Source organism: Bradyrhizobium sp. ORS 111 (assembly GCF_045571485.1).
In the GTDB taxonomy this organism is placed as follows: Bacteria; Pseudomonadota; Alphaproteobacteria; order Rhizobiales; family Xanthobacteraceae; genus Bradyrhizobium.
Genome location: NZ_CP120701.1, coordinates 7930341 through 7949146, shown reverse-complemented (window position 1 = coordinate 7949146; position 18806 = coordinate 7930341). Strand labels below are relative to the sequence as shown.

The following is an 18806-nucleotide window of genomic DNA, read 5'->3' as shown; positions in this document are numbered from 1 at the left end:
CGAATCCTGCCCCCAAATGTGTCCAGCGGCGCATTGACGCATTATTTCGCATTGGTCAGTATGCTGCGGCGCAAAACAGGGGTCTGAACGACGATGCCGATTGGTGAATTTGGCGGTGCCCCGCCACTGGTGGCGGAAGGCAGTCCGGCACTCACAACGCCGCTCTACTGGATGTACGAGATGGCGCATGCCTCGCTCAATCCGGCGCGCGCCGTGACCGACGCCACCAAGATTCTATTCCAGAACCCGCTCAATCCCTGGACGCACACCGAGTTCGGCAAATCGATTGCCGCCGCATGCGAACTGTTCGAGCGCACCACCCGCCGCTACGGCAAGCCCGAATGGAACCTGCCGACGACCGAGGTCAACGGCATCCGCACCGCGGTCGAGGTCCGTTCGATCTGGGAAAAGCCATTCTGCCGCCTGCTGCATTTCGATCGCAAGCTGACGCGGCCGTTGCGCGCGCCCCAGCCGCGCGTGCTGATCGTGGCGCCGATGTCGGGCCATTATGCGACGCTGCTGCGCGGCACGGTCGAGGCATTCCTGCCGACTCATGAGGTCTACATCACCGACTGGGCGGACGCACGGATGGTGCCGCTCGCGGCCGGCCGCTTCGATCTCGATGACTATGTCGACTACGTCATTGAGATGCTGCACACCCTCGGCGGCAACATTCATGTCATCGCGGTGTGCCAGCCCTCGGTACCGGTGGTCGCGGCCGTGTCCGTCATGGAAGCCAACAACGACCCCTTCGTGCCGCTGTCGATGACGCTGATGGGCGGCCCGATCGATACGCGGCGCAATCCGACCGCGGTCAACAACCTGGCCGAAGAGCGCGGTATCGACTGGTTCCGCAACAATGTCATCACCAAGGTGCCGTTCCCGCATCCCGGCGTGATGCGCGACGTCTATCCGGGATTCCTGCAGCTCAACGGCTTCATCAGCATGAACCTTGATCGGCACATGGACGCGCATAAGGCGCTGTTCGCCAATCTGGTGAAGGGTGACGGCGATCTCGTCGATAAGCACCGCGAATTCTACGATGAATATCTCGCGGTGATGGACCTCACGGCGGAGTATTATCTGCAGACCGTCGACCTCGTGTTCGTCAAGCACGCGCTGCCGAAGGGCGAGATGACCCATCGCGGCAAGCCGGTCGATCCGTCGAAGGTCCGCCGTGTTGCGCTGATGACGGTGGAAGGCGAAAAGGACGACATCTCCGGCCTCGGTCAGACCGAGGCGACGCATGCGCTCTGCACCGCAATTCCCAATCATCGCCGCGTGCACTACGTGCAGAAGGGGGTCGGCCACTACGGCGTGTTCAACGGCTCGCGTTTCCGCTCCGAAATCGTGCCGCGCATCTCCGATTTCATGGTTTCAGCCGCCAATACGCGGCTTTCCCTGGTCGCGGCGGCCGAATAGGTATCATTTCGGCTGCGATTTCGGTCGTGGCATAAGTTACTGAATTAACTAAAAAAATTCCGATTCCAGGCGCGCTCAAGGGATGAGTATTCGCTCATTTCTTGAGCGTAGCTTCTAATCGTGATTCATTGGAAAAATTCCGGTTCCAGCCCCAGCCCATAGGGGGCGAGAATCAACCGACCCCTGTATATTGGGCAAATGATTTGTTTTTGCGCCGAGCCATTCCGCTGGCGGCGGATATGGCAGAGTTCGGGTGAACTCCTGCTCCCCGGACTCTCAGACATGGCTACTCGTGCGCTCCTCTATCGGCGGCCCGCCGAACCCGCGACCCTTTTGGTCAGGCACGGCTCTCAATTCTTCACCGTCAGGCTTCGCAGACACAGACGCGCACGCCGCTACACATTGAGAATTCATCCGACGGATCGTGAGGCGATCCTGACGATGCCGCCGCGCGGCACAATCGTGGAAGCCAAGGACTTTGCGAACCTCCACGGCGGCTGGATCGCCGCTCGTCTCGGTCGTCTGCCGAAGGCTGCGCCCTTTCAGCCCGGCACGCTGGTGCCGTTGCGCGGGGTGCATCATCGCCTCGTTCACCGCGCCGGCGAACGCGGCACGGTCTGGACCGAGACCCGTGACAGCGGCGAGAAGGTGCTGTGCGTTGCCGGCGGCGTCGAGCACATGGACCGTCGCGTGCATGACTTCCTCAAGCGCGAGGCGCGCAAGGACCTGCAAAAGGCCGCGCAGCTTTACGCCGCGGAACTCGGCGTCCGGGTGCGGCGGATCTCGATCCGCGATCAATCGAGCCGCTGGGGGTCGTGTACCTCGGCCGGTTCGCTATCGTTCTCGTGGCGCCTGATCCTGGCGCCACCCTTCGTGCTCGACTACCTCGCAGCGCATGAAGTGGCGCATCTCGTCGAGATGAACCACTCGCCGCGGTTCTGGAGGGTGGTCGACAAGATCTGCGTGTCGGTCGACCGCGCCAAGACATGGCTCGACACTCACGGCAACGACTTGCATCGCTACGGGATTCTGGATTAGCCGACGGCAGTGTCCCAACTCGAACTGTCATCGCCCGCGAAAGCGGGCGATCCAGTATTCCAGGGACGTCTGTGTTCAAACCGAGAGCCCACGGCGTACTGGATCCCCCGCATTCGCGGGGGGATGACGATCATGTTGTCAATGGAAACGCTGCTGGTAGATGGGGTAACGGGGCCCGTTACTCCATCTACGAGCTGAAAGCGCTCAGCGACGTCCGCCGAACAGGCGATCCACCAGCCAACCATCCAATCCGGCGGCCGCTTCCGGCCGCGCATTCGGGTTAGGCGGGGCAGCCGAGGCGCGCACCGGAGCCGGTGATCGATAATAGCCGCCGCCCGGTTGGGGCGCCGGGGCTGGCGGCGATTGCATCTGGGCCACCGGCGCTGATGGCGCCGTGATCTGCGAGGAGATCTGGACCAGGTTCGCCGGTCCCCAGTTGCCTTGCGAATTCGGGACGGAAGCGACCGGCACGCCTTGATGCGCGGCCTTCATGAAGCGCGACCACACCTCGACTGGAAGACCGCCGCCGGTCGCCTTCCGGGTCGGCGTGTTGTCGTCATTGCCGAGCCAGACGCCGGTAACGAGATTAGCAGTGTAGCCGATGAACCAGGCGTCGCGATAATCCTGACTGGTGCCGGTCTTGCCGGCGGCCGTCCAGCCGGGGATCTCGGCCTTGCGGGCCGTACCGGAGATCAGGGTTTCCCGCATCATACTGTTCATCATCGCGTCATAGCGCGGCTCGATCACCTGGTTCGGCGGATCGGCCGGACGGTCGTAGAGAACCTTGCCCGTGCTGGTCTTGATCCTGGTCACCACATGCGGCGACACCGCGTAGCCGCCATTGGCGAACGGCGCATAGGCACCGACCAGTTCGAGCATGGACACTTCGGACGTGCCGAGCGCAATCGAGACGTTGGGTTCGAGCTTCGAGGAGATGCCGAGCCGGTGCGCGGTGCGCACCACGTTCTTCGGGCCGACTTCGAGGCCCAGCCGCACCGCGACCGTGTTCAGCGACATCGCCAGCGCCTGGGTCAGTGTCACCGAGCCGAAATATTCGTGGGTGTAGTTCTCGGGCTTCCAGCCCTTGATGTCGAGCGGGGCGTCCTGGCGGATCGTATCCGGCGTCAGGCCGGACTCCACCGCGGTGAGATAGACGAACGGCTTGAAGGCCGAGCCGGGTTGCCGCTTCGCGGTCACGGCGCGGTTGTACTGGCTTTCGGCGTAGTTCCGGCCGCCGACCATGGCGCGCACCGCACCGTCAGGCGACATCGCCACCAGCGCGCCCTGGCTGACATTGAACTTCACGCTCTTGGCCGCGAGCTCGTCGATCACGGCGGCTTCCGCGATGTTCTGCAGCTTCGGGTCGATCGTGGTCTGCACCACGATGTCCTGGTCGATCTGGCCGACCAGATCGTCCAGCACCTCGCTGATCCAGTCGGCGACATAGTTGACGGTGCCGGCGCCGGCCGGCTTCACATTGAGCAAGGGCTGGCCCATCGCGGCCTTGGCCTGCGCTTCGGTGATGAACTTGGCGTCCGCCATCGCTGCCAGCACGACCTGGGCGCGCTGCTCGGCGCCTTGCGGATTGCGGTTCGGTGCCAGCCGAGACGGCGACTTCACGAGGCCGGCGAGCATCGCGGCTTCCGCCAGTGTTACATCCTTCGCCGACTTGCCGAAATAGCGTTGCGCCGCGGCCTCGACGCCGTAGGCGCCCGAGCCGAAATAGACGCGGTTGAGATAGAGTTCGAGGATCTCGTTCTTGGAACGCTTGCGCTCCAGCCACAGCGCGAGCTCGGCCTCCTGCAGCTTGCGCTGGATGGTGCGCTCCTGCGTGAGGAACAGGTTCTTGGCGAGCTGCTGCGTCAACGTCGAGCCGCCCTGCGACACGCCGCGATGCATCAGGTTGGCCACCGCGGCACGCAGGATGCCGAACGGGTCGACGCCATAGTGTGAATAGAAGCGGCGGTCCTCGATGGCGATGAAGGCTTTCGGCAGATAGGGCGGCAGATCCTTCAACGACACGTTGGCGCCGGCCATTTCGCCGCGCTGCGCCAGCACACTGCCGTCGAGGCCGACGATCTGGATGGTCGGCGGGCGTTTCGGGATTTCCAGCGACTGGATCGGCGGCAGATGCGCGCCGACCCACACCACGACACCGATCACTGCGATGCACGCCCACAGGCCGAGCACCGCGCCCCAGTAGAACAGGCGGCCGATGCCGAAGCCGCGCGACTTGCCGCGGCGCTTGCTACCGCTGCGCGGGGCGCGCGGCTTCTCGCCGGATTCGCTCTTCTTGGGCTTGGATTTGGCGGGCTTGTCGTCGCCGCCGCCGGGGATGCGATCGTCAGGCGACAGGCGCAAATCGGCAAGCGCGGCCGGAAGCCCGAACAGCGGCTCCTTGCGCGCTCCGCCTTTTTTTCGTCCCCACGCCATAAGCAACGCTCACACCGGCGCTTCAGTTCTGATCGAATCAGAACCGAAGCTCTGGACTCTTGGTTTGACGCGTTTTCTTCACGCGAACCGGTGTCCACTTTCGCTCGAAAACGCTCTCGTCCAGCGCGAAACTAGCGTTCCCGGTTTAAGGGGCGGTTACGCAAAGCTTAACGCGGGATTAGGAGGTGAGGCAGCGCGTGCTAGATAAGAGTGGAACAAGAAGCAAAGGAGCATCGCATGGGCCATATCGATCCGACCAAGGAAGTCTTCGCGCAATTCCGGGAGAGTAATCGGCCGGGCCCGATTCACATGCTCAACCTGGTGCGCTTGCGCGAATGGGCCGCCTATCCCGACGGTCGCAAGGCGACCGGTGCGGAAGCCTATGCGGCCTACGGGCGCGAAAGCGGTCCGGTGTTCGAGCGGCTCGGCGGCCGGATCGTCTGGCAGGGCCGGTTCGAGTTGATGCTGATCGGCCCGCAAGAGGAGCGCTGGGATCACTGCTTCATCGCGGAGTATCCCAGCGTCGGCGCCTTCGTCGAGATGATCCGCGATCCCGTCTATCGCGAGGCGGTGAAGCACCGCCAGGCCGCGGTGGAGGATTCCCGCCTGATCCGCCATGCCGTGCTGCCGGTGGGGAAGAACTTCGGCGAGATACCGGAGTGACGATGCCGGCCATCGGCTGATCTCGTCATGCGCGGGTTCGACCCGCGCATCCATCGGAAGAGAGTCGTGCTGGTCGATGGATTGCCGGGTCAAGCCAGCTCTATCGCCGTCATCCTGAGGAGCGCGCTCTTGCGCGCGTCTCGAAGGATGCACGGCCCGGCTGGCTGGTGGCCGTCGACCCTTCGAGACGCGCTACGCGCTCCTCAGGGTGACGGTGGTGGGTCGAATGGCGAGGCCCAAAAAACAAATCGGCGGCCCGTAGGCCGCCAATTGCATTTTCAACCCGTGCGAACCGCTAGCCCGCGGGGCCGGCGTCCTCGAGGATCGGGCCGAACAGCTCCCAGCGCTCGCCGTTGAACCGCATCATCTGAAGCTGCTTGTTGACGCGGTAGTCGTTCGGCGCGGTGTTACCCTTGATGCCGGGCAGCGCCATGTCGAGTTCGACGTTCTTCAGGTTGGTGGCCTGCTTCAGCACGTTCTCGCGCGTCAGGTTGTCGCCGCATTGCTTGAGGACGTGCACCATCAATTGCGCGGTCGAGTAGCCGTAGGTGTTGAAGTTCGAGTTCTTGTCACCGTCCGGGTAGTACTTGGCCATGAAGTCGAAGTAGCGCTTCATGCCCGGGTCGTCCTTCCACTGCGGGTCGGCCGGATCCTTGCCGTAGTTGGTGCTGATCAGGCCCTTGGAGGCTTCGAGACCCGCCGGTTGCAGCACGGCGCCGACCGAGGTGGCGTTGATGTCGACGATCTGAATCGGATGCCAGCCCATTTCGTAGATCTTCTTGATCGCCTGCGCGGCCTGCTTCGGCGTCGAGGCCGAGAAGAACAGATCGGTGCCGGCATCCTTGATCTTGATGATCTGGGAATCGACGGTCGGATCGGAGACCTCGTAGGAGGCTTCGGCCACGATCATCTTGGCGGCCTTGTCGCCGAGGCCGGCCTTGATGCCGTTCAGATAATCCTTGCCGAGGTCGTCGTTCTGATAGAGCACGCCGATCTTGGCGTTCGGATGCTCCTTCAGGATGTACTGGCCGTAGATGCGGCCCTCGACGAAGTAATTCGGGTTGAAGCCGAGCGTCCAGGGGAAGTTCTTCGGATCGGTGAACTTCGAGGCGCCGGTCGCGGCGAAGAGCTGCGGCACCTTCTTGGCGTTGAGATATTTCTGCACGGCGGCGTTCGACGGCGTGCCCACGATCTGGAACGTCAGCAACACCTCGTCGCTTTCGACGAGCTTGCGCACCTGCTCGACGGCCTTGGGCGGCGAATAGGCGTCGTCATATTGGATCAGGTTGATCTTGCGGCCGTTGATGCCGCCCTGATCGTTGATCATCTTGAAATAGGCGGCCTGGGTCTTGCCGATGCTGGCATAGGCGGAGGCGGGTCCGCTGAAGGGGACGGTCTGGCCGATCTTGATCTCGGTGTCGCTCGCGCCGGGATCGTACTTCTTCTGCGCGAGAGCCGGCGACGCCGCCAGCGCCATCGCCAGCGCCGTTCCCGTGACCAGGTTGGAAATCCCATTCCTCATAATGCTGCTTTCCTCACGTGATTGATGGTTGGCCGATGATCTCGTCCGCGGGACCAAATTCCCGAAGGTGCCATCGCTTGCGCCGGATACTGGCGGAACGCTTGTTGCAACGCAAGACGAGCGACGCCGAAAAGCTCAGCGATTTCAGTCAACCAAAGTAGGGGGCAGTGCGAAAGAAAAGGGGGCAGCGGGCAAGTGCTGCGCTCCGCTTCACCCCGCCCCGCCTGCGGGTAAGGCGGAGTCTCAGCGGGGCAGCTACGTCCGCGCACATCAGCCGTCATCGCCCGCGAAGGCGAGCGATCCAGTATTCCAGAGGCGGTTGTAATTGAGCCGATAAGCTGCGGCGTACTGGATCCCCGCTTTCGCGGGGATGACAGTGTGCGCAGTCTCGTCGGCGCGCGACCTACCCCGCCGGCCCCGTATCCTCGATGATCGGGCCGAACAGTTCCCAACGCTCGCCGTTGAAACGCATCATCTGCATCTGCTTGTTGATGCGATAATCCTTCGGCCCTGTGGTGATCGACATGCCGGGCAGCGCGAGAGACGGAACGAAGTTCTTCAGGCTGGTCACCTGCTTCATCAGGTTCTCGCGGGTGAGGTCGTCGCCGGACTGTTTGAGCACCTGGATCAGTAGCTCGGCGGTCGAATAGCCGTAGGTGTTGACGGTGTTGAGCTTGTCGCCTTCCGGGTAATACTTGTCCATGAAGGCGAAATAGGCCTTCACGCCCGGATCGTCCTTCCACTGCGGATCGGCCGGGTCCTTGCCGTAGTTGGTCGAGATGATGCCCTTGGAGATGTCGAGGCCGGCGGGTTTCAGCGTCGCCGACACCGGGCTCGCATTGATGTCGAGGATGTGGACCGGGTGCCAGTCGAGGTCCGCGACCTTGCGGATCGCCTGCGCGGCGAATTTCGGCGTCGAGGCGTCGTAGAGCAGATCGACGCCGGCGGCCTTCAGCTTGACGATCTGGGAGTCGACGGTCGGATCAGTCAGCTCGTAGGACACTTCCGCAACGATCATGCTCGCCGCCTTGTCGCCGAGCCCGCTCTTCAGGCCGGTGATGTAATCGCGGCCGAGATCGTCGTTCTGGTAGAAGATGCCGATCTTGGCATTGGGGTGATTGGCCAGGATGTATTTGGCGTAGATGCGGCCCTCGGACTGGTAGTTCGGATTGAAGGCGATGGTCCAGGGGGCGGCGATCGGATCGGAGAAGCGCGAGGCGCCGGTCGAGGCCAGCAGTTGCGGCACCTTTCTGGCATTCAGATATTTCTGTACGGCGGCATTCGACGGCGTGCCGATGATCTGGAAGGTGAACAGCACCTCATCGCCCTCGACCAGCTTGCGCACCTGCTCGACGGCCTTGGGCGGCGAATAGGCGTCGTCATACTGGATCAGGTTCAGCTTGCGGCCGTTGATGCCGCCCTGATCGTTGATCATCTTGAGGTAGGCGGCCTGGGTCTTGCCGATGCCCGCATAGGCCGATGCGGGACCCGAGAACGGCACGGTCTGGCCGATCTTGATCTCGGTGTCGGTCGCACCGATATCGTATTTCTTCTGCGCGGTAGCTGAAGTAACGGACAACGCGATCGCAAGCGCACTCGCAGCGAGCAATTGCACGCTTCTCATGTCGTGACCTCCCATGTTGCCGATGATCTTGTCCGCGGGAAGCTTTCCCCGTCGGATGTCATCGTTGCGGGGATGATGGAGGAAGGGGTAGGCCATTGCAAGGACGCCGGCTGCGCGCAGTGTCGCGGGATTCGGGTGGACGCCGGCGGCGGGAAGGTGAAAGTATCACCGCGCCAGATCGATTTCCGTGAGATGACCATGGCCGTGCCGAAGACACCGCGAATCTTCAACCTCGATCGCCTCAAGACCCCGATCGGAACCGCGCTGCTGGTGACCGATGACGACGGCGTGTTGCGTGCGCTTGATTGGGACGACTACGAAGCGCGGATGCTCGACCTGCTGCGGCTGCACTATGGCGCGGTGACGCTGCGGGACGGCCGCCTGCCGCACGAGCTTCGCGACGCCTTGAGCGGATATTTCAAGGGCGATCTCGATCGGCTCGACGAGATCAAATGGCGCGTTGCGGGCACGCCGTTCCAGCAGAAGGTGTGGCACGCGCTGCCGAAGATTCCAGCCGGCACCACCATGAGCTACGGTGCCCTGGCGGCGAAGCTGAAAGTGCCGAACGCCATGCGCGCCGTCGGTCATGCCAACGGCTCCAACCCGATCAGCGTCGTCGTGCCCTGCCACCGCCTGATCGGCGCCAACGGTTCGCTGGTTAAGTATGGTGGCGGACTGGAGCGCAAGCGCTGGCTGCTGCGCCACGAGGGGGTTGAGGTTTAGCGCGTCTGCGAAGAGCCGCCCGACGATTGATCAACGATCAATCCAAATCCTCGCTGGGCATGTTTCGCAGGTCGCGCACGATATAGAGGAATACAACCAGCGAAGGCACCCACGCGAGTACCGCTCCCACCAGCATCGCATCCACTGTCGTCATGGCGGCTCCTTTGAGCGCTCCTCGCTCGCGTCGCTAGATCAATTTCTTCGCTGCATCACTGGGTCGGGGCAGAGGGTAGAGCCATTTCCAATAGGCTCGGTTGCGCTCCAACTGCTGCTTGTAGGCCTCGCGGCACTTCGTCGAGCAAAACTGCTCAAAGTGCCAGCTACGCCGAATCAGGCCGAAGGGGCGCCTGCACTCCGGATTGCCGCAACGGTTAGTCATGACGCGGCCTCCGCATTGGCTCGCTGCATCCAGCGAATGAAGTTCTGCTGACCTTTGTAGAGACACAGGCGTCCGCAGTAGCGTTCACTCGCCGGATTTCGCAAGGAGATGATCTTGGGATCTTCCCTGTCACACTCAGAGCAGCGCGGTTCTACGCGCATGGTGACCTCCCTCCGAGGAACGCCCATCTTTCGATCAAAGTGTCTGATGCTGTCTTGCCGCCGTCGCCCTTGAAACGACGACGCCAAGCCTTGCGCTGTCGTCGCGCGTCTTCAACTTGTCTAGATGTTTGCGGGGACTATCCTTGCGTATAGTCCGCCTGCCGCGTTCGGTTGAGCTCATTCGATCGCGGGTGCGCCGAGCTGGGCGAGGGCGGTATCGAGGCATCTGATCAGAACGTCCCCGTCGAACGGCTTGATCAGAAAGCAGATCGCTCCCGCCTGCAAAGCGCGGACGCGATCGCTTTCGACCGAGAAAGCCGTGATGAAAATGAATGGAAGGTGCCGCCCGGTGGCAAGCAGATGGGCTTGCAGATCGAGGCCGCTCATGGCCGGCATTCTGACATCTGCGATCACGCACGATGTGTTGTTCAGGTAGGACGAACGCAGGAATTCCTCAGCCGATGCGAACGTATGGACCATGTAGCCAAGCGACCTGACGAGATTGTAGGTCGCAGCACGAACCGACCCATCGTCGTCGACGATTGATATGACCGGCGGGTGAGGCAAGAGGATCCTTCCTGGGGGCGACTAGGGGAGCGTTCGCAGCGTCCGGTGCGGTCTTGCTGTTCGCACAGTGCGTCGCGAAGCCGCGCCGGAGAATCATACTTAGGTTTGCGGCCTGCCGGATGCGGCCCCGATCCCGAGCATTTGCGCCATCCGCACCAGATCCGGCAACGACTTCGCTGCCATTTTCCGCATGATGTGCCCGCGGTGGATCTTCACGGTAATCTCGGCCACGCCGATTTCGGCGGCAATCTGCTTGTTCATGAGCCCCGCCGTGACGAGGGCCATCACCTGCCGCTCGCGAGGAGTGAGGTTGGCGAACGCCGTACGCAGATCGGAAAGGACCTTTGCCTCATCGCGGCGGCCTCTGTCGCGCTCGATCGCGGTGGTGACCGCATCCAGCATGTCCTGATCGCGGAATGGCTTGGTCAGGAAGTCGACAGCTCCGGCCTTCATCGCCCTGACCGTCATCGGGATATCGCCGTGGCCCGTCATGAAGATGATCGGGATATGAATGCCGGCCTTTGCCAGCTCGGCCTGAAAGTCGAGGCCGCTCACGCGCGGCAGCCTGATGTCGAGGATCAAGCAGCTCGGCGCGTCCGGAAGCTTGTGCTGCAGAAATTCATGCGCCGAGGTGAACACCTTGACGCGTAAGCCGACCGATCGGAAGAGATTGCTGAGTGCATCTCGCACCGATGCGTCATCGTCGACGACGAAGACCATCGGCTCCTCGGCGCTTGCAGGAGTGTGAGGCGATGCAGCGCGCCCGATCACGATGCACGGTCCTCCTGATACAATGGCAACGTGAACTGAAACGTCGCACCCGGGCCGGCACTACCGGCCATCGAGAGGCGGCCACCATGGGCTTCGATGATCGAGCGGCAGATCGATAGCCCCATGCCCATGCCGGCGGATTTGGTGGTGAAGAAGGCGTCAAACAGCCGGTCGGCATTTTCGGCGGCAACGCCAACGCCGCAGTCACGGACAGTGACCAGGATATGCCGGGCTTCGTTCTGATGTGTTCCGATCACAAGCTCTCGCGGCCGGTCCGTCACGGCCTGCATCGCCTCGATGCCGTTGATGACCAGATTGAGGATAACCTGTTGTAGCTGGATGCGATCGGCCAGGACTAGCGGCAGCCCGGGCGTGAGTTCCAGCCGCAGCGACACCCGGTGGCTCAGCAGTTGGTGCTGCACCAGACTGATCACCTCGTTGACGACGTCATTGATGTCGAGCGGCGCTTTTTGTTCGACCGTCTTGTTCACCAGCGCGCGGACGTGTTGGATGACTTCGCCGGCCCGATTGCCGTCCTTGACGATCGCTTCCACCGCTCCGCGCGCTTCGTTGAGATCGGGAGGCGCCCGGTCGAGCCAGCGCAGACATGCGGCGGCATTGGTAACGACGGCGGCAAGAGGCTGGTTCACCTCGTGGGCAATCGACGCGGCAAGCTCGCCCAGCGCCGTCACGCGCGTGACGTGCGCGAGATTGGCCTGAGATTCATGCAATTCCGCCTCGGCTCGCTTGCGTGCTGTGATGTCCTCGCATGCAATCAGCACGATCAATTGGTTGTCCGGCCGCCGTACGGCCTTGGCATTTTCACGAACCCAAAGCCGCGAACCGTCCTTGCGAACCTTCTGGATCTCCCAGCTATGGGTTTGGCCGATCTTGTCGAGACATGCTGCCACATTGCTCTGGACCAAGTTCCGGTCTTTGGCGGCGAAAACGGTCAGGACGGATTGCCCGAGCAGTTCGTCGACGGAGTAGCCCAGTTGCGCCGCGCCGAACGTGTTGACGGACAGGACGGAGCCTGTTGCATCGACCATGAAGTACATGACCGGGTTATGCTCGAACACCTCCTTCCATTGCGCCTCGCTGTTGCGCAGCGCCTCGATCGCGTGTTCCTCGTCCTTGGTGGAGTTCACCAGGGGCATCACGATCAATGTCGCGGCCAGCGAGGCGACAAGCAACACGACAGCAACCAGATAGGCGGGGGTCGCCGGTTGCGGACCAAGCACCAGCCAAATGCAGGCCGCCGTCCCGAGCGCCAGCACCATGCCGCCGAGCAGCCACTGCTCGGCCGGCCACTTCATCGTCGGGTTACGCATCATCGGCAGCACAAAGCAATTAGCCATCGCGGGCCGCGCTGCGTCGCTAGGTGACCATTATCATCAGCGGCGACAACGTCGCCCTTCAAAAATATGCCGAATACTAGCAGCTTTCCGCCGCTCGAGCGATATCAAGCGGCAGCTTTCGCGATCTTCCGGCATGGCCTCGGATCGACCGAGAAAACCCTCGCGCTCACTCCGGCTCAGGATGTGCACTGTTCGACCTGGCCCTCTGCTGTTCCAGGCAAGTTACGTTGCCTTCCGGGAGACAAACCTGGCAGTGCTCGAACCCCAAAGCGGGGCCGATGCCGATCAGGCCTGTGGTCCCATGGTCGCCGGTCAGGCCGCAGGCTTCGCCGCCTGGTCCTCGCTCGACAGCAGATGCAGCACCGCGCTCTTGATCGCGGCCTGCCGGGTCGGCGCGGTGATCTGGGCGCCGAGCAGGTCGGTCACGTAGAACACGTCGCGGGCGCGCTCGCCGAAGGTCGCGACATGCGCGGAGGCGATGTTGAGGTTGAGCTTCGAGATCGCCGTGGTGAGCTGGTAGAGTAGGCCGGGCCGGTCGAGGCCGGAGACCTCGATCACGGTGTAGCGGTCGGACCACTGGTTGTTGATGGTGACCTCGGGCTCGACGATGAACGGCCGCGCCTTGCTGCGCACGGCGCGCCGCGCCACCGCTTCGGGCAGTCTCAGCTTGCCCTCCAGCACGTCCTCGATCATCTGGCCGATCCGGGTCGCGCGGCGGCCCTCGTCCTCGTCGCGGTCGTATTCACGCGAGATCGAGATGGTGTCGACGGCGCGGCCGTCGGTCGTGGTGTAGATCTGGGCGTCGACGATGTTGGCGCCGGCGGAGGCGCAGGCTCCCGCGATGATCGACAGCAGCCAGGGATGGTCTGTCGCCAGAATCGTCAACTCGGTGACGCCGCGGACCTCGTCGAACCCGACATTGATCGCGAGCTTGTGGCCGGCCTGCTCGCTGGCGCGGATGAAGCGCGCCTGGCGGATCTTGCGCGGCAGCTCGACCTTGAGCCAATAGGCCGGATAGTGCCGGCCGATATAGGCGTTGAGCTCGGCTTCGGGCCATTCGGTGAAAGCGGCTCGGAATTCGGCCTGCGCCACCGCGATGCGCTGGGCGCGGTTCACTTCCGAGAACCCGCCGGTCAGAACCGGCTCGGTCTCGTAATACAGCGTGCGCAAGAGCTGCGCCTTCCAGCCGTTCCACACGCCGGGGCCGACGCCGCGGATGTCGGCGGTGGTCAGGATGGTCAAGAGCTTCATCTGCTCGACCGACTGCACGACCGCGGCGAAGTTCTCGATCGTCTTGCGGTCCGACAGGTCGCGCGACTGCGCCACCGTGGACATGGTCAGGTGCTCCTCGATCAGCCAGGCCACCAGCTCGGTGTCGGCGGCGGAGAAGCCGAGCCGCGGGCACAGCCGCCGCGCCACCTTGGCACCCGCAATCGAATGATCCTCGGGCCGTCCCTTGGCGATGTCGTGCAGCAGCGTCGCGACATAGATCACCGGGCGGTGCTCGGGACGGATCTTGCGGAACAGGTCGCTCGCGACGGTGAATTCCTCGTTGCCGCCGCGCTCGATCTCCTGCAGGAAGCCGATGCAGCGGATCAGGTGCTCGTCCACCGTATAGTGGTGGTACATGTTGAACTGCATCATCGACACGATCTTGCCGAAGGCGCGGATGAATTGGCCGAGCACGCCGGTTTCATTCATCCGCCGCAACACGATCTCCGCGTTGTCGGAGGTCAGGATCTCCATGAACAGGCGGTTGGCTTCCTCGTTCTCGCGGAGCTCGGTATTGATCAGCTTCAGCGAGCGGGTCACCGTACGCATCGCGTCGGGATGGAAGGCAAGGTCGTTCTGCTGCGCGAGCCGGAAGATCCTGATCAGGTTGACCGGGTCGTGCTTGAACACGTCGGGTGCCGCAAGGTTGATGCGGTTGTTGTCGACGATGAAGTCGTCGCTGCCGGTTACCCGCCGGCGCTTGGCGCCGGGCCGGAAGCGCGCCACCATGCGGCTCAGCACTGGCGCGGGCTTGTTGTGCTCCTCCTCGAGCTTGGCGCACAGGATCGCGGTCAAGTCGCCGACATCCTTGGCGATCAGGAAGTAGTGCTTCATGAAGCGCTCGACGTCCTGCATGCCGGGATGCGAAGTGTAGCCGAGCCGGACCGCGATCTCGCGCTGCATGTCGAACGACAGCCGTTCCTCGGCGCGGCCGGCGAAGAAGTGCAGATTGCAGCGCACCGACCAGAGGAAATCGGCGCAGCGGCGGAAGGTGCGGTACTCCTGCGCGTCGAACACGCCGCGTTCCAGCAGCTCGTCGGTCTCGCGCACGCGGTAGACGTATTTGGCGATCCAGAACAGGGTGTGCAGGTCGCGCAGTCCGCCCTTGCCGTCCTTCACATTGGGCTCGACCAGGTAGCGTGACTGGCCGGCGCGGCGGTGCCGCTCCTCCCGCTCGGCGAGCTTGGCGGTGACGAATTCGGATGCGGTGCCCTGCACGACTTCCTTGTCGAAGCGCTCGACCAGTTCGTCATAGAGCGGCCGGTCGCCGGTCAGGAACCGGGTCTCCAGAATCGCGGTGCGGATCGTCATGTCGCCGCGCGCCTGGCGGATCGATTCGTCGACCGAACGCGTGGCGTGGCCGACCTTCAGCCCCATGTCCCAGAGACAGTAGAGGATCGCTTCCGCCACCTGCTCGCCCCAGGCGGTCTGCTTGTAGGGCAGGATGAACAGGAGATCGATGTCGGATTCCGGTGCCATCAGCCCGCGGCCATAGCCGCCGGTCGCGACCACGGCCATGCGCTCGGCGCCCGAAGGAATCGGCGAGGGATAGAGGTGCTTGGTCGCCGCCTCATAGAGAAGGCGGATGATCTCGTCCTGCACGAAGCAAAGCCGTTCGGCGCAGCGGCGGCCGTGGCGGTCCTTCAGCAGCAGCGCCTGCGCCGTGGCGCGCGCAGCGATCAGTTCGGCCTTGAGCAGTTGCGCCATCGCAGCGCGAAACTGGTCCTCACGGCCGGCATGCTTCTCGGCGAGTGCATTGACCGCCGCGGTGATCCGCGCTGTCTCGAAACGGTCATCCGCCTCCGGGCGGATCTCGGCTACGACGCTATCCATGCTTCCATCCGATAACGGACCGGGCGTTTGCTGTCACTGACCAAAGTATAAGGACAGCAGCTCCATGCTGTTTCAGCGGCGAGGCGAGCAAGATCGTTCTCGCGCCGCCTTGCAAAGGGTAGAGATTTTCTCGTTGACCGCAAGACTAACACATTGAAATAAAAGGATGTTTTTTATCGGGTCAAGGAGAGCGGAATGTCATTGGTGTCCCGGCGCACGCTGGCCGCGTTGTTCGCGGTCTCGGCACTGTTTCCCGGCACGGCCTTCGCCGCCGATGCGCTGAAGGAGATCCGGATCGATTGGGCGACCTATAACCCGGTGTCGCTGGTCCTGAAGCAGAAGGGACTGCTGGAAAAGGAGTTCGCCAAGGACGGCATCAGCATCGTCTGGGTGCAGTCGGCCGGGTCCAACAAGGCGCTCGAATTCCTCAATGCCGGCTCGATCGATTTCGGCTCGACCGCGGGTTCGGCGGCGCTGGTGGCGAAGATCAACGGCAATCCGATCAAGTCGATCTATGTCTATTCGCGCCCCGAATGGACCGCGCTGGTGACGTCAAAGGATTCCAAGATCGCGTCGGTCGCCGATCTCAAGGGCAAGCGCGTCGCGGTGACCCGCGGCACCGACCCGCACATCTTCCTGGTCCGTGCGCTGCTTGCCGCCGGCCTCACCGAAAAGGACATCACGCCGGTGCTGCTGCAGCACGCCGACGGCAAGACGGCGCTGATCCGCGGCGACGTCGACGCCTGGGCCGGGCTCGATCCGATGATGGCGCAGGCGGAGGTCGAGGACGGTGCGAAACTGTTCTACCGCAAGGCGGACGCCAACACCTGGGGCATTCTCAATGTGCGTGAGCAGTTCCTGAAGGATCACCCTGACATCGTTCGCCGCGTGCTCGCCACCTATGAGGAGGCGCGGCAATATTCACTGGCGAGCTATGACGAGTTGAAGAAGACCTTCATCGCGGTCACCAAGCTGCCCGACGCCGTGGTGGACAAGCAGCTCAAGGAGCGCACCGAGCTGACCCACAGCCGCATCGGCGCCCCGCAGCGCGAATCGATCCTCGCCGCCGGCCTCGCCCTGCAACAGGCCGGCGTGATCGACGCCAAGACCGACGTAAAGGCCGCGCTGGATTCACTGATCGACGACCAGGTCCCGCTGCCGACGAATTAGCTACTGTCGTTCCGGACAAGCGAAGCGCGATCCGGGACCCATAACCACAGGGTTTTGTCGTGAGACGACGCTGTGGCCCCGGCTCGCTCGATCTCCACGCCCGGTGGTTATGGGTCCCGGCTTTCGCCGGGACGACGCGGGGATGAGTCGGGGAACCCCCACCTTGCAATCCCACGCGAAGAGTCATTCTTGCTATGGCCATGACCGTTGACCTGCCTGCTCTTCGAGAGAGCGATGCGACCGCGACGCCTGCAGCGCCGGCGCGATGGTCCCGTTACGCACGGCCGGCACTCGGGCTGGCGCTGCCGCTTGTGCTCGCGCTGGGCTGGGAACTCGCGGTCTCTCTCGGCTGGTCCAACGGCCGGCTGGTGCCGCCGCCGTCAAAGGTGTTCGCGACCATCGTCGAGCTCGCCCGGAGCGGCGAGCTGACGCGTCATGTCCTCGCGACGCTGTGGCGCGTCGGCGCGGGCTTCGTGCTCGGCGTGGTCGCCGGCACGATGTTCGGCGCGATCTCCGGTTACTGGAATTTTGCCCGGCGGCTGCTCGATCCGACCGTGCAGGCGCTGCGTGCGATCCCATCGATCGCCTGGGTGCCGCTGTTCATCCTGTGGCTCGGCATCTTCGAGACCTCGAAGATCGCGCTGATCGCGGTCGGGGTGTTCTTCCCGGTCTACCTCGGCGTGATGGGCGCGATCCTGTCCGTCGATCGCAAGATCGTCGAGGTCGGTCGCGTCTACCGCCTGTCCGGCTTTGCGATGATCCGCCGCATCCTGTTGCCCGCGGTACTGCCGGCCTATGTGGTGGCGTTGCGTGTCGGGCTGGGCCTGGGCTGGATGTTCGTGGTTGCCGCCGAGTTCATGGGGGCGTCCGAAGGGCTCGGTTACCTTCTGATCGACGGCCAGCAGCTCGGCAAGCCGGCGCAGATTCTCGCTGCGATCGTGATCTTCGCCATTCTCGGCAAGCTCACCGACTGGCTGATCGAGGTCGCGGCCACGCCGCTGCTGCGTTGGCAAGACGCGTTCGGCACCCGGGGAGGGGCCTGATGCTCGCCCTCAAAGAAGTTGGCAAGACCTATCCAAACGGGGTCCACGCGCTGGAGCGCTTCTCGGCCGAGATCAAGCCGGGCGAGATCATCGCCATCATCGGCGGTTCCGGCTGCGGCAAATCCACGCTGTTGCGTGCCATCGCCGGGCTCGATCGCGCCACCACCGGCACGGTGACGCTGGACAACGCGGTGATATCGTCGCCGCACCCCGAGATCGGCATCATTTTCCAGGAACCTCGGCTGTTACCCTGGCTGAGCGTCGCCGACAATGTCGGTTTTGGCCTTGCCGATCTTCCGTCCGGCGTCCGGCGCGAGAAGATTGCCGCGGCACTCGCCCGTGTCGGTCTCGCCGACAAGGCTGCGGCCTGGCCGCGCGAGCTCTCCGGCGGGCAGGCGCAGCGGGTCGCGATCGCCCGCGCTCTGGTGCCGCAGCCCGAGGTGCTGCTGCTCGATGAGCCGTTCTCCGCGCTCGACGCCTTCACCCGGCGCGATCTGCAGGACCATCTGCTGGATCTCTGGGCCGACACGCGGCCGACCCTGATCCTGGTCACCCATGACGTCGACGAGGCCGTGGTGCTGGCCGACCGCGTGATCGTGATGCGGCCACGGCCGGGCCGGCTGTTCGAGCAGATCACCATCAATCTGGCGCGGCCGCGCGACCGCAATTCGGACCTGTTCGACAGCTTCAAGCGCCGCGTGCTGACCGCGCTCGACCGCTCGCTGGACCGCAACGTGCCTGATGTCGCGGACAAATCGAGCGCCGGCGAAGCGATGTGGTGGTGACAGCGACGCCTGAAGGCCTTACACCGGCATAAAGAACAATAG

General features: G+C 63.5%; 14 protein-coding genes. 7 read left to right on the top strand and 7 right to left on the bottom strand.

Annotation, left to right across the window (positions count from 1 at the left end; all coding sequences use genetic code 11):
- The first annotated feature begins 93 nt into the window (after window positions 1–93).
- Window positions 94–1422, top strand: a complete 1329-nt coding sequence (locus P6U30_RS36685; protein WP_407167507.1) for a polyhydroxyalkanoate depolymerase — start codon at window positions 94–96, stop codon at window positions 1420–1422.
- Between the two features lie 198 nt (window positions 1423–1620).
- Window positions 1621–2460 (top strand): M48 family metallopeptidase, encoded by an 840-nt coding sequence (locus P6U30_RS36680; protein WP_407167506.1) that lies wholly within the window; start codon window positions 1621–1623, stop codon window positions 2458–2460.
- A 204-nt stretch (window positions 2461–2664) separates the two neighbouring features.
- Here P6U30_RS36680 and P6U30_RS36675 read toward each other — a convergent pair whose 3' ends face one another.
- Window positions 2665–4893, bottom strand: coding sequence for a transglycosylase domain-containing protein (locus P6U30_RS36675; protein ID WP_407167505.1), 2229 nt, complete (start codon window positions 4891–4893; stop codon window positions 2665–2667).
- Between the two features lie 237 nt (window positions 4894–5130).
- Here P6U30_RS36675 and P6U30_RS36670 point away from each other — a divergent pair, with 237 nt between their 5' ends.
- Window positions 5131–5556 (top strand): DUF1330 domain-containing protein, encoded by a 426-nt coding sequence (locus P6U30_RS36670; RefSeq protein WP_407167504.1) that lies wholly within the window; start codon window positions 5131–5133, stop codon window positions 5554–5556.
- Window positions 5557–5851: 295 nt separating this feature from the next.
- On the opposite strand, the gene P6U30_RS36665 is transcribed toward P6U30_RS36670, so the two are convergent.
- Complete coding sequence (locus tag P6U30_RS36665; RefSeq protein WP_407167503.1) at window positions 5852–7078, bottom strand: ABC transporter substrate-binding protein; 1227 nt, start codon at window positions 7076–7078, stop codon at window positions 5852–5854.
- Window positions 7079–7481: 403 nt separating this feature from the next.
- Window positions 7482–8702, bottom strand: coding sequence for an ABC transporter substrate-binding protein (locus P6U30_RS36660; RefSeq protein ID WP_407167502.1), 1221 nt, complete (start codon window positions 8700–8702; stop codon window positions 7482–7484).
- Window positions 8703–8894: 192 nt separating this feature from the next.
- On the opposite strand from P6U30_RS36660, the gene P6U30_RS36655 reads away from it, so the two are divergent.
- On the top strand, window positions 8895–9425 hold the full coding sequence (locus P6U30_RS36655; RefSeq protein ID WP_407170632.1) for a methylated-DNA--[protein]-cysteine S-methyltransferase: 531 nt from the start codon (window positions 8895–8897) through the stop codon (window positions 9423–9425).
- A 717-nt stretch (window positions 9426–10142) separates the two neighbouring features.
- On the opposite strand, the gene P6U30_RS36650 is transcribed toward P6U30_RS36655, so the two are convergent.
- The 4 genes from P6U30_RS36650 to P6U30_RS36635 form a co-directional block, all read right to left on the bottom strand.
- Window positions 10143–10532, bottom strand: a complete 390-nt coding sequence (locus tag P6U30_RS36650) for a response regulator transcription factor (protein ID WP_407167501.1) — start codon at window positions 10530–10532, stop codon at window positions 10143–10145.
- Window positions 10533–10631: 99 nt separating this feature from the next.
- Entirely contained in the window at window positions 10632–11252 is a 621-nt protein-coding gene (locus P6U30_RS36645; protein WP_407167500.1) for a response regulator transcription factor, read from the bottom strand.
- Window positions 11253–11299: 47 nt separating this feature from the next.
- Entirely contained in the window at window positions 11300–12637 is a 1338-nt protein-coding gene (locus P6U30_RS36640; RefSeq protein WP_407170631.1) for a PAS domain S-box protein, read from the bottom strand.
- 336 nt (window positions 12638–12973) lie between these two features.
- Complete coding sequence (locus P6U30_RS36635) at window positions 12974–15766, bottom strand: [protein-PII] uridylyltransferase (protein ID WP_407167499.1); 2793 nt, start codon at window positions 15764–15766, stop codon at window positions 12974–12976.
- Between the two features lie 195 nt (window positions 15767–15961).
- Between P6U30_RS36635 and P6U30_RS36630 the strand changes: the two genes are divergently transcribed.
- The 3 genes from P6U30_RS36630 (at window position 15962) to P6U30_RS36620 (ending at window position 18764) form a co-directional block, all read left to right on the top strand.
- Window positions 15962–16936 (top strand): aliphatic sulfonate ABC transporter substrate-binding protein, encoded by a 975-nt coding sequence (locus P6U30_RS36630; RefSeq protein ID WP_407167498.1) that lies wholly within the window; start codon window positions 15962–15964, stop codon window positions 16934–16936.
- Window positions 16937–17136: 200 nt separating this feature from the next.
- Complete coding sequence (locus P6U30_RS36625; protein WP_407170630.1) at window positions 17137–17979, top strand: ABC transporter permease; 843 nt, start codon at window positions 17137–17139, stop codon at window positions 17977–17979.
- Window positions 17979–18764, top strand: coding sequence for an ABC transporter ATP-binding protein (locus P6U30_RS36620; RefSeq protein ID WP_407167497.1), 786 nt, complete (start codon window positions 17979–17981; stop codon window positions 18762–18764). The genes P6U30_RS36625 and P6U30_RS36620 overlap by 1 nt, the downstream gene beginning before the upstream one ends.
- The last annotated feature ends 42 nt before the right edge of the window (window positions 18765–18806 follow it).

Coding starts and splice junctions, on each gene's coding strand:
- P6U30_RS36685 (WP_407167507.1), top strand. CDS start 94: ATGCCGATTGGTGAATTTGGCGGTGCCCCGCCACTGGTGGCGGAAGGC.
- P6U30_RS36655 (WP_407170632.1), top strand. CDS start 8,895: ATGACCATGGCCGTGCCGAAGACACCGCGAATCTTCAACCTCGATCGC.
- P6U30_RS36670 (WP_407167504.1), top strand. CDS start 5,131: ATGGGCCATATCGATCCGACCAAGGAAGTCTTCGCGCAATTCCGGGAG.
- P6U30_RS36645 (WP_407167500.1), bottom strand. CDS start 11,252: ATGGTCTTCGTCGTCGACGATGACGCATCGGTGCGAGATGCACTCAGC.
- P6U30_RS36640 (WP_407170631.1), bottom strand. CDS start 12,637: ATGATGCGTAACCCGACGATGAAGTGGCCGGCCGAGCAGTGGCTGCTC.
- P6U30_RS36665 (WP_407167503.1), bottom strand. CDS start 7,078: ATGAGGAATGGGATTTCCAACCTGGTCACGGGAACGGCGCTGGCGATG.
- P6U30_RS36660 (WP_407167502.1), bottom strand. CDS start 8,702: ATGAGAAGCGTGCAATTGCTCGCTGCGAGTGCGCTTGCGATCGCGTTG.
- P6U30_RS36675 (WP_407167505.1), bottom strand. CDS start 4,893: ATGGCGTGGGGACGAAAAAAAGGCGGAGCGCGCAAGGAGCCGCTGTTC.
- P6U30_RS36635 (WP_407167499.1), bottom strand. CDS start 15,766: ATGGATAGCGTCGTAGCCGAGATCCGCCCGGAGGCGGATGACCGTTTC.
- P6U30_RS36625 (WP_407170630.1), top strand. CDS start 17,137: ATGACCGTTGACCTGCCTGCTCTTCGAGAGAGCGATGCGACCGCGACG.
- P6U30_RS36630 (WP_407167498.1), top strand. CDS start 15,962: ATGTCATTGGTGTCCCGGCGCACGCTGGCCGCGTTGTTCGCGGTCTCG.
- P6U30_RS36620 (WP_407167497.1), top strand. CDS start 17,979: ATGCTCGCCCTCAAAGAAGTTGGCAAGACCTATCCAAACGGGGTCCAC.
- P6U30_RS36680 (WP_407167506.1), top strand. CDS start 1,621: ATGATTTGTTTTTGCGCCGAGCCATTCCGCTGGCGGCGGATATGGCAG.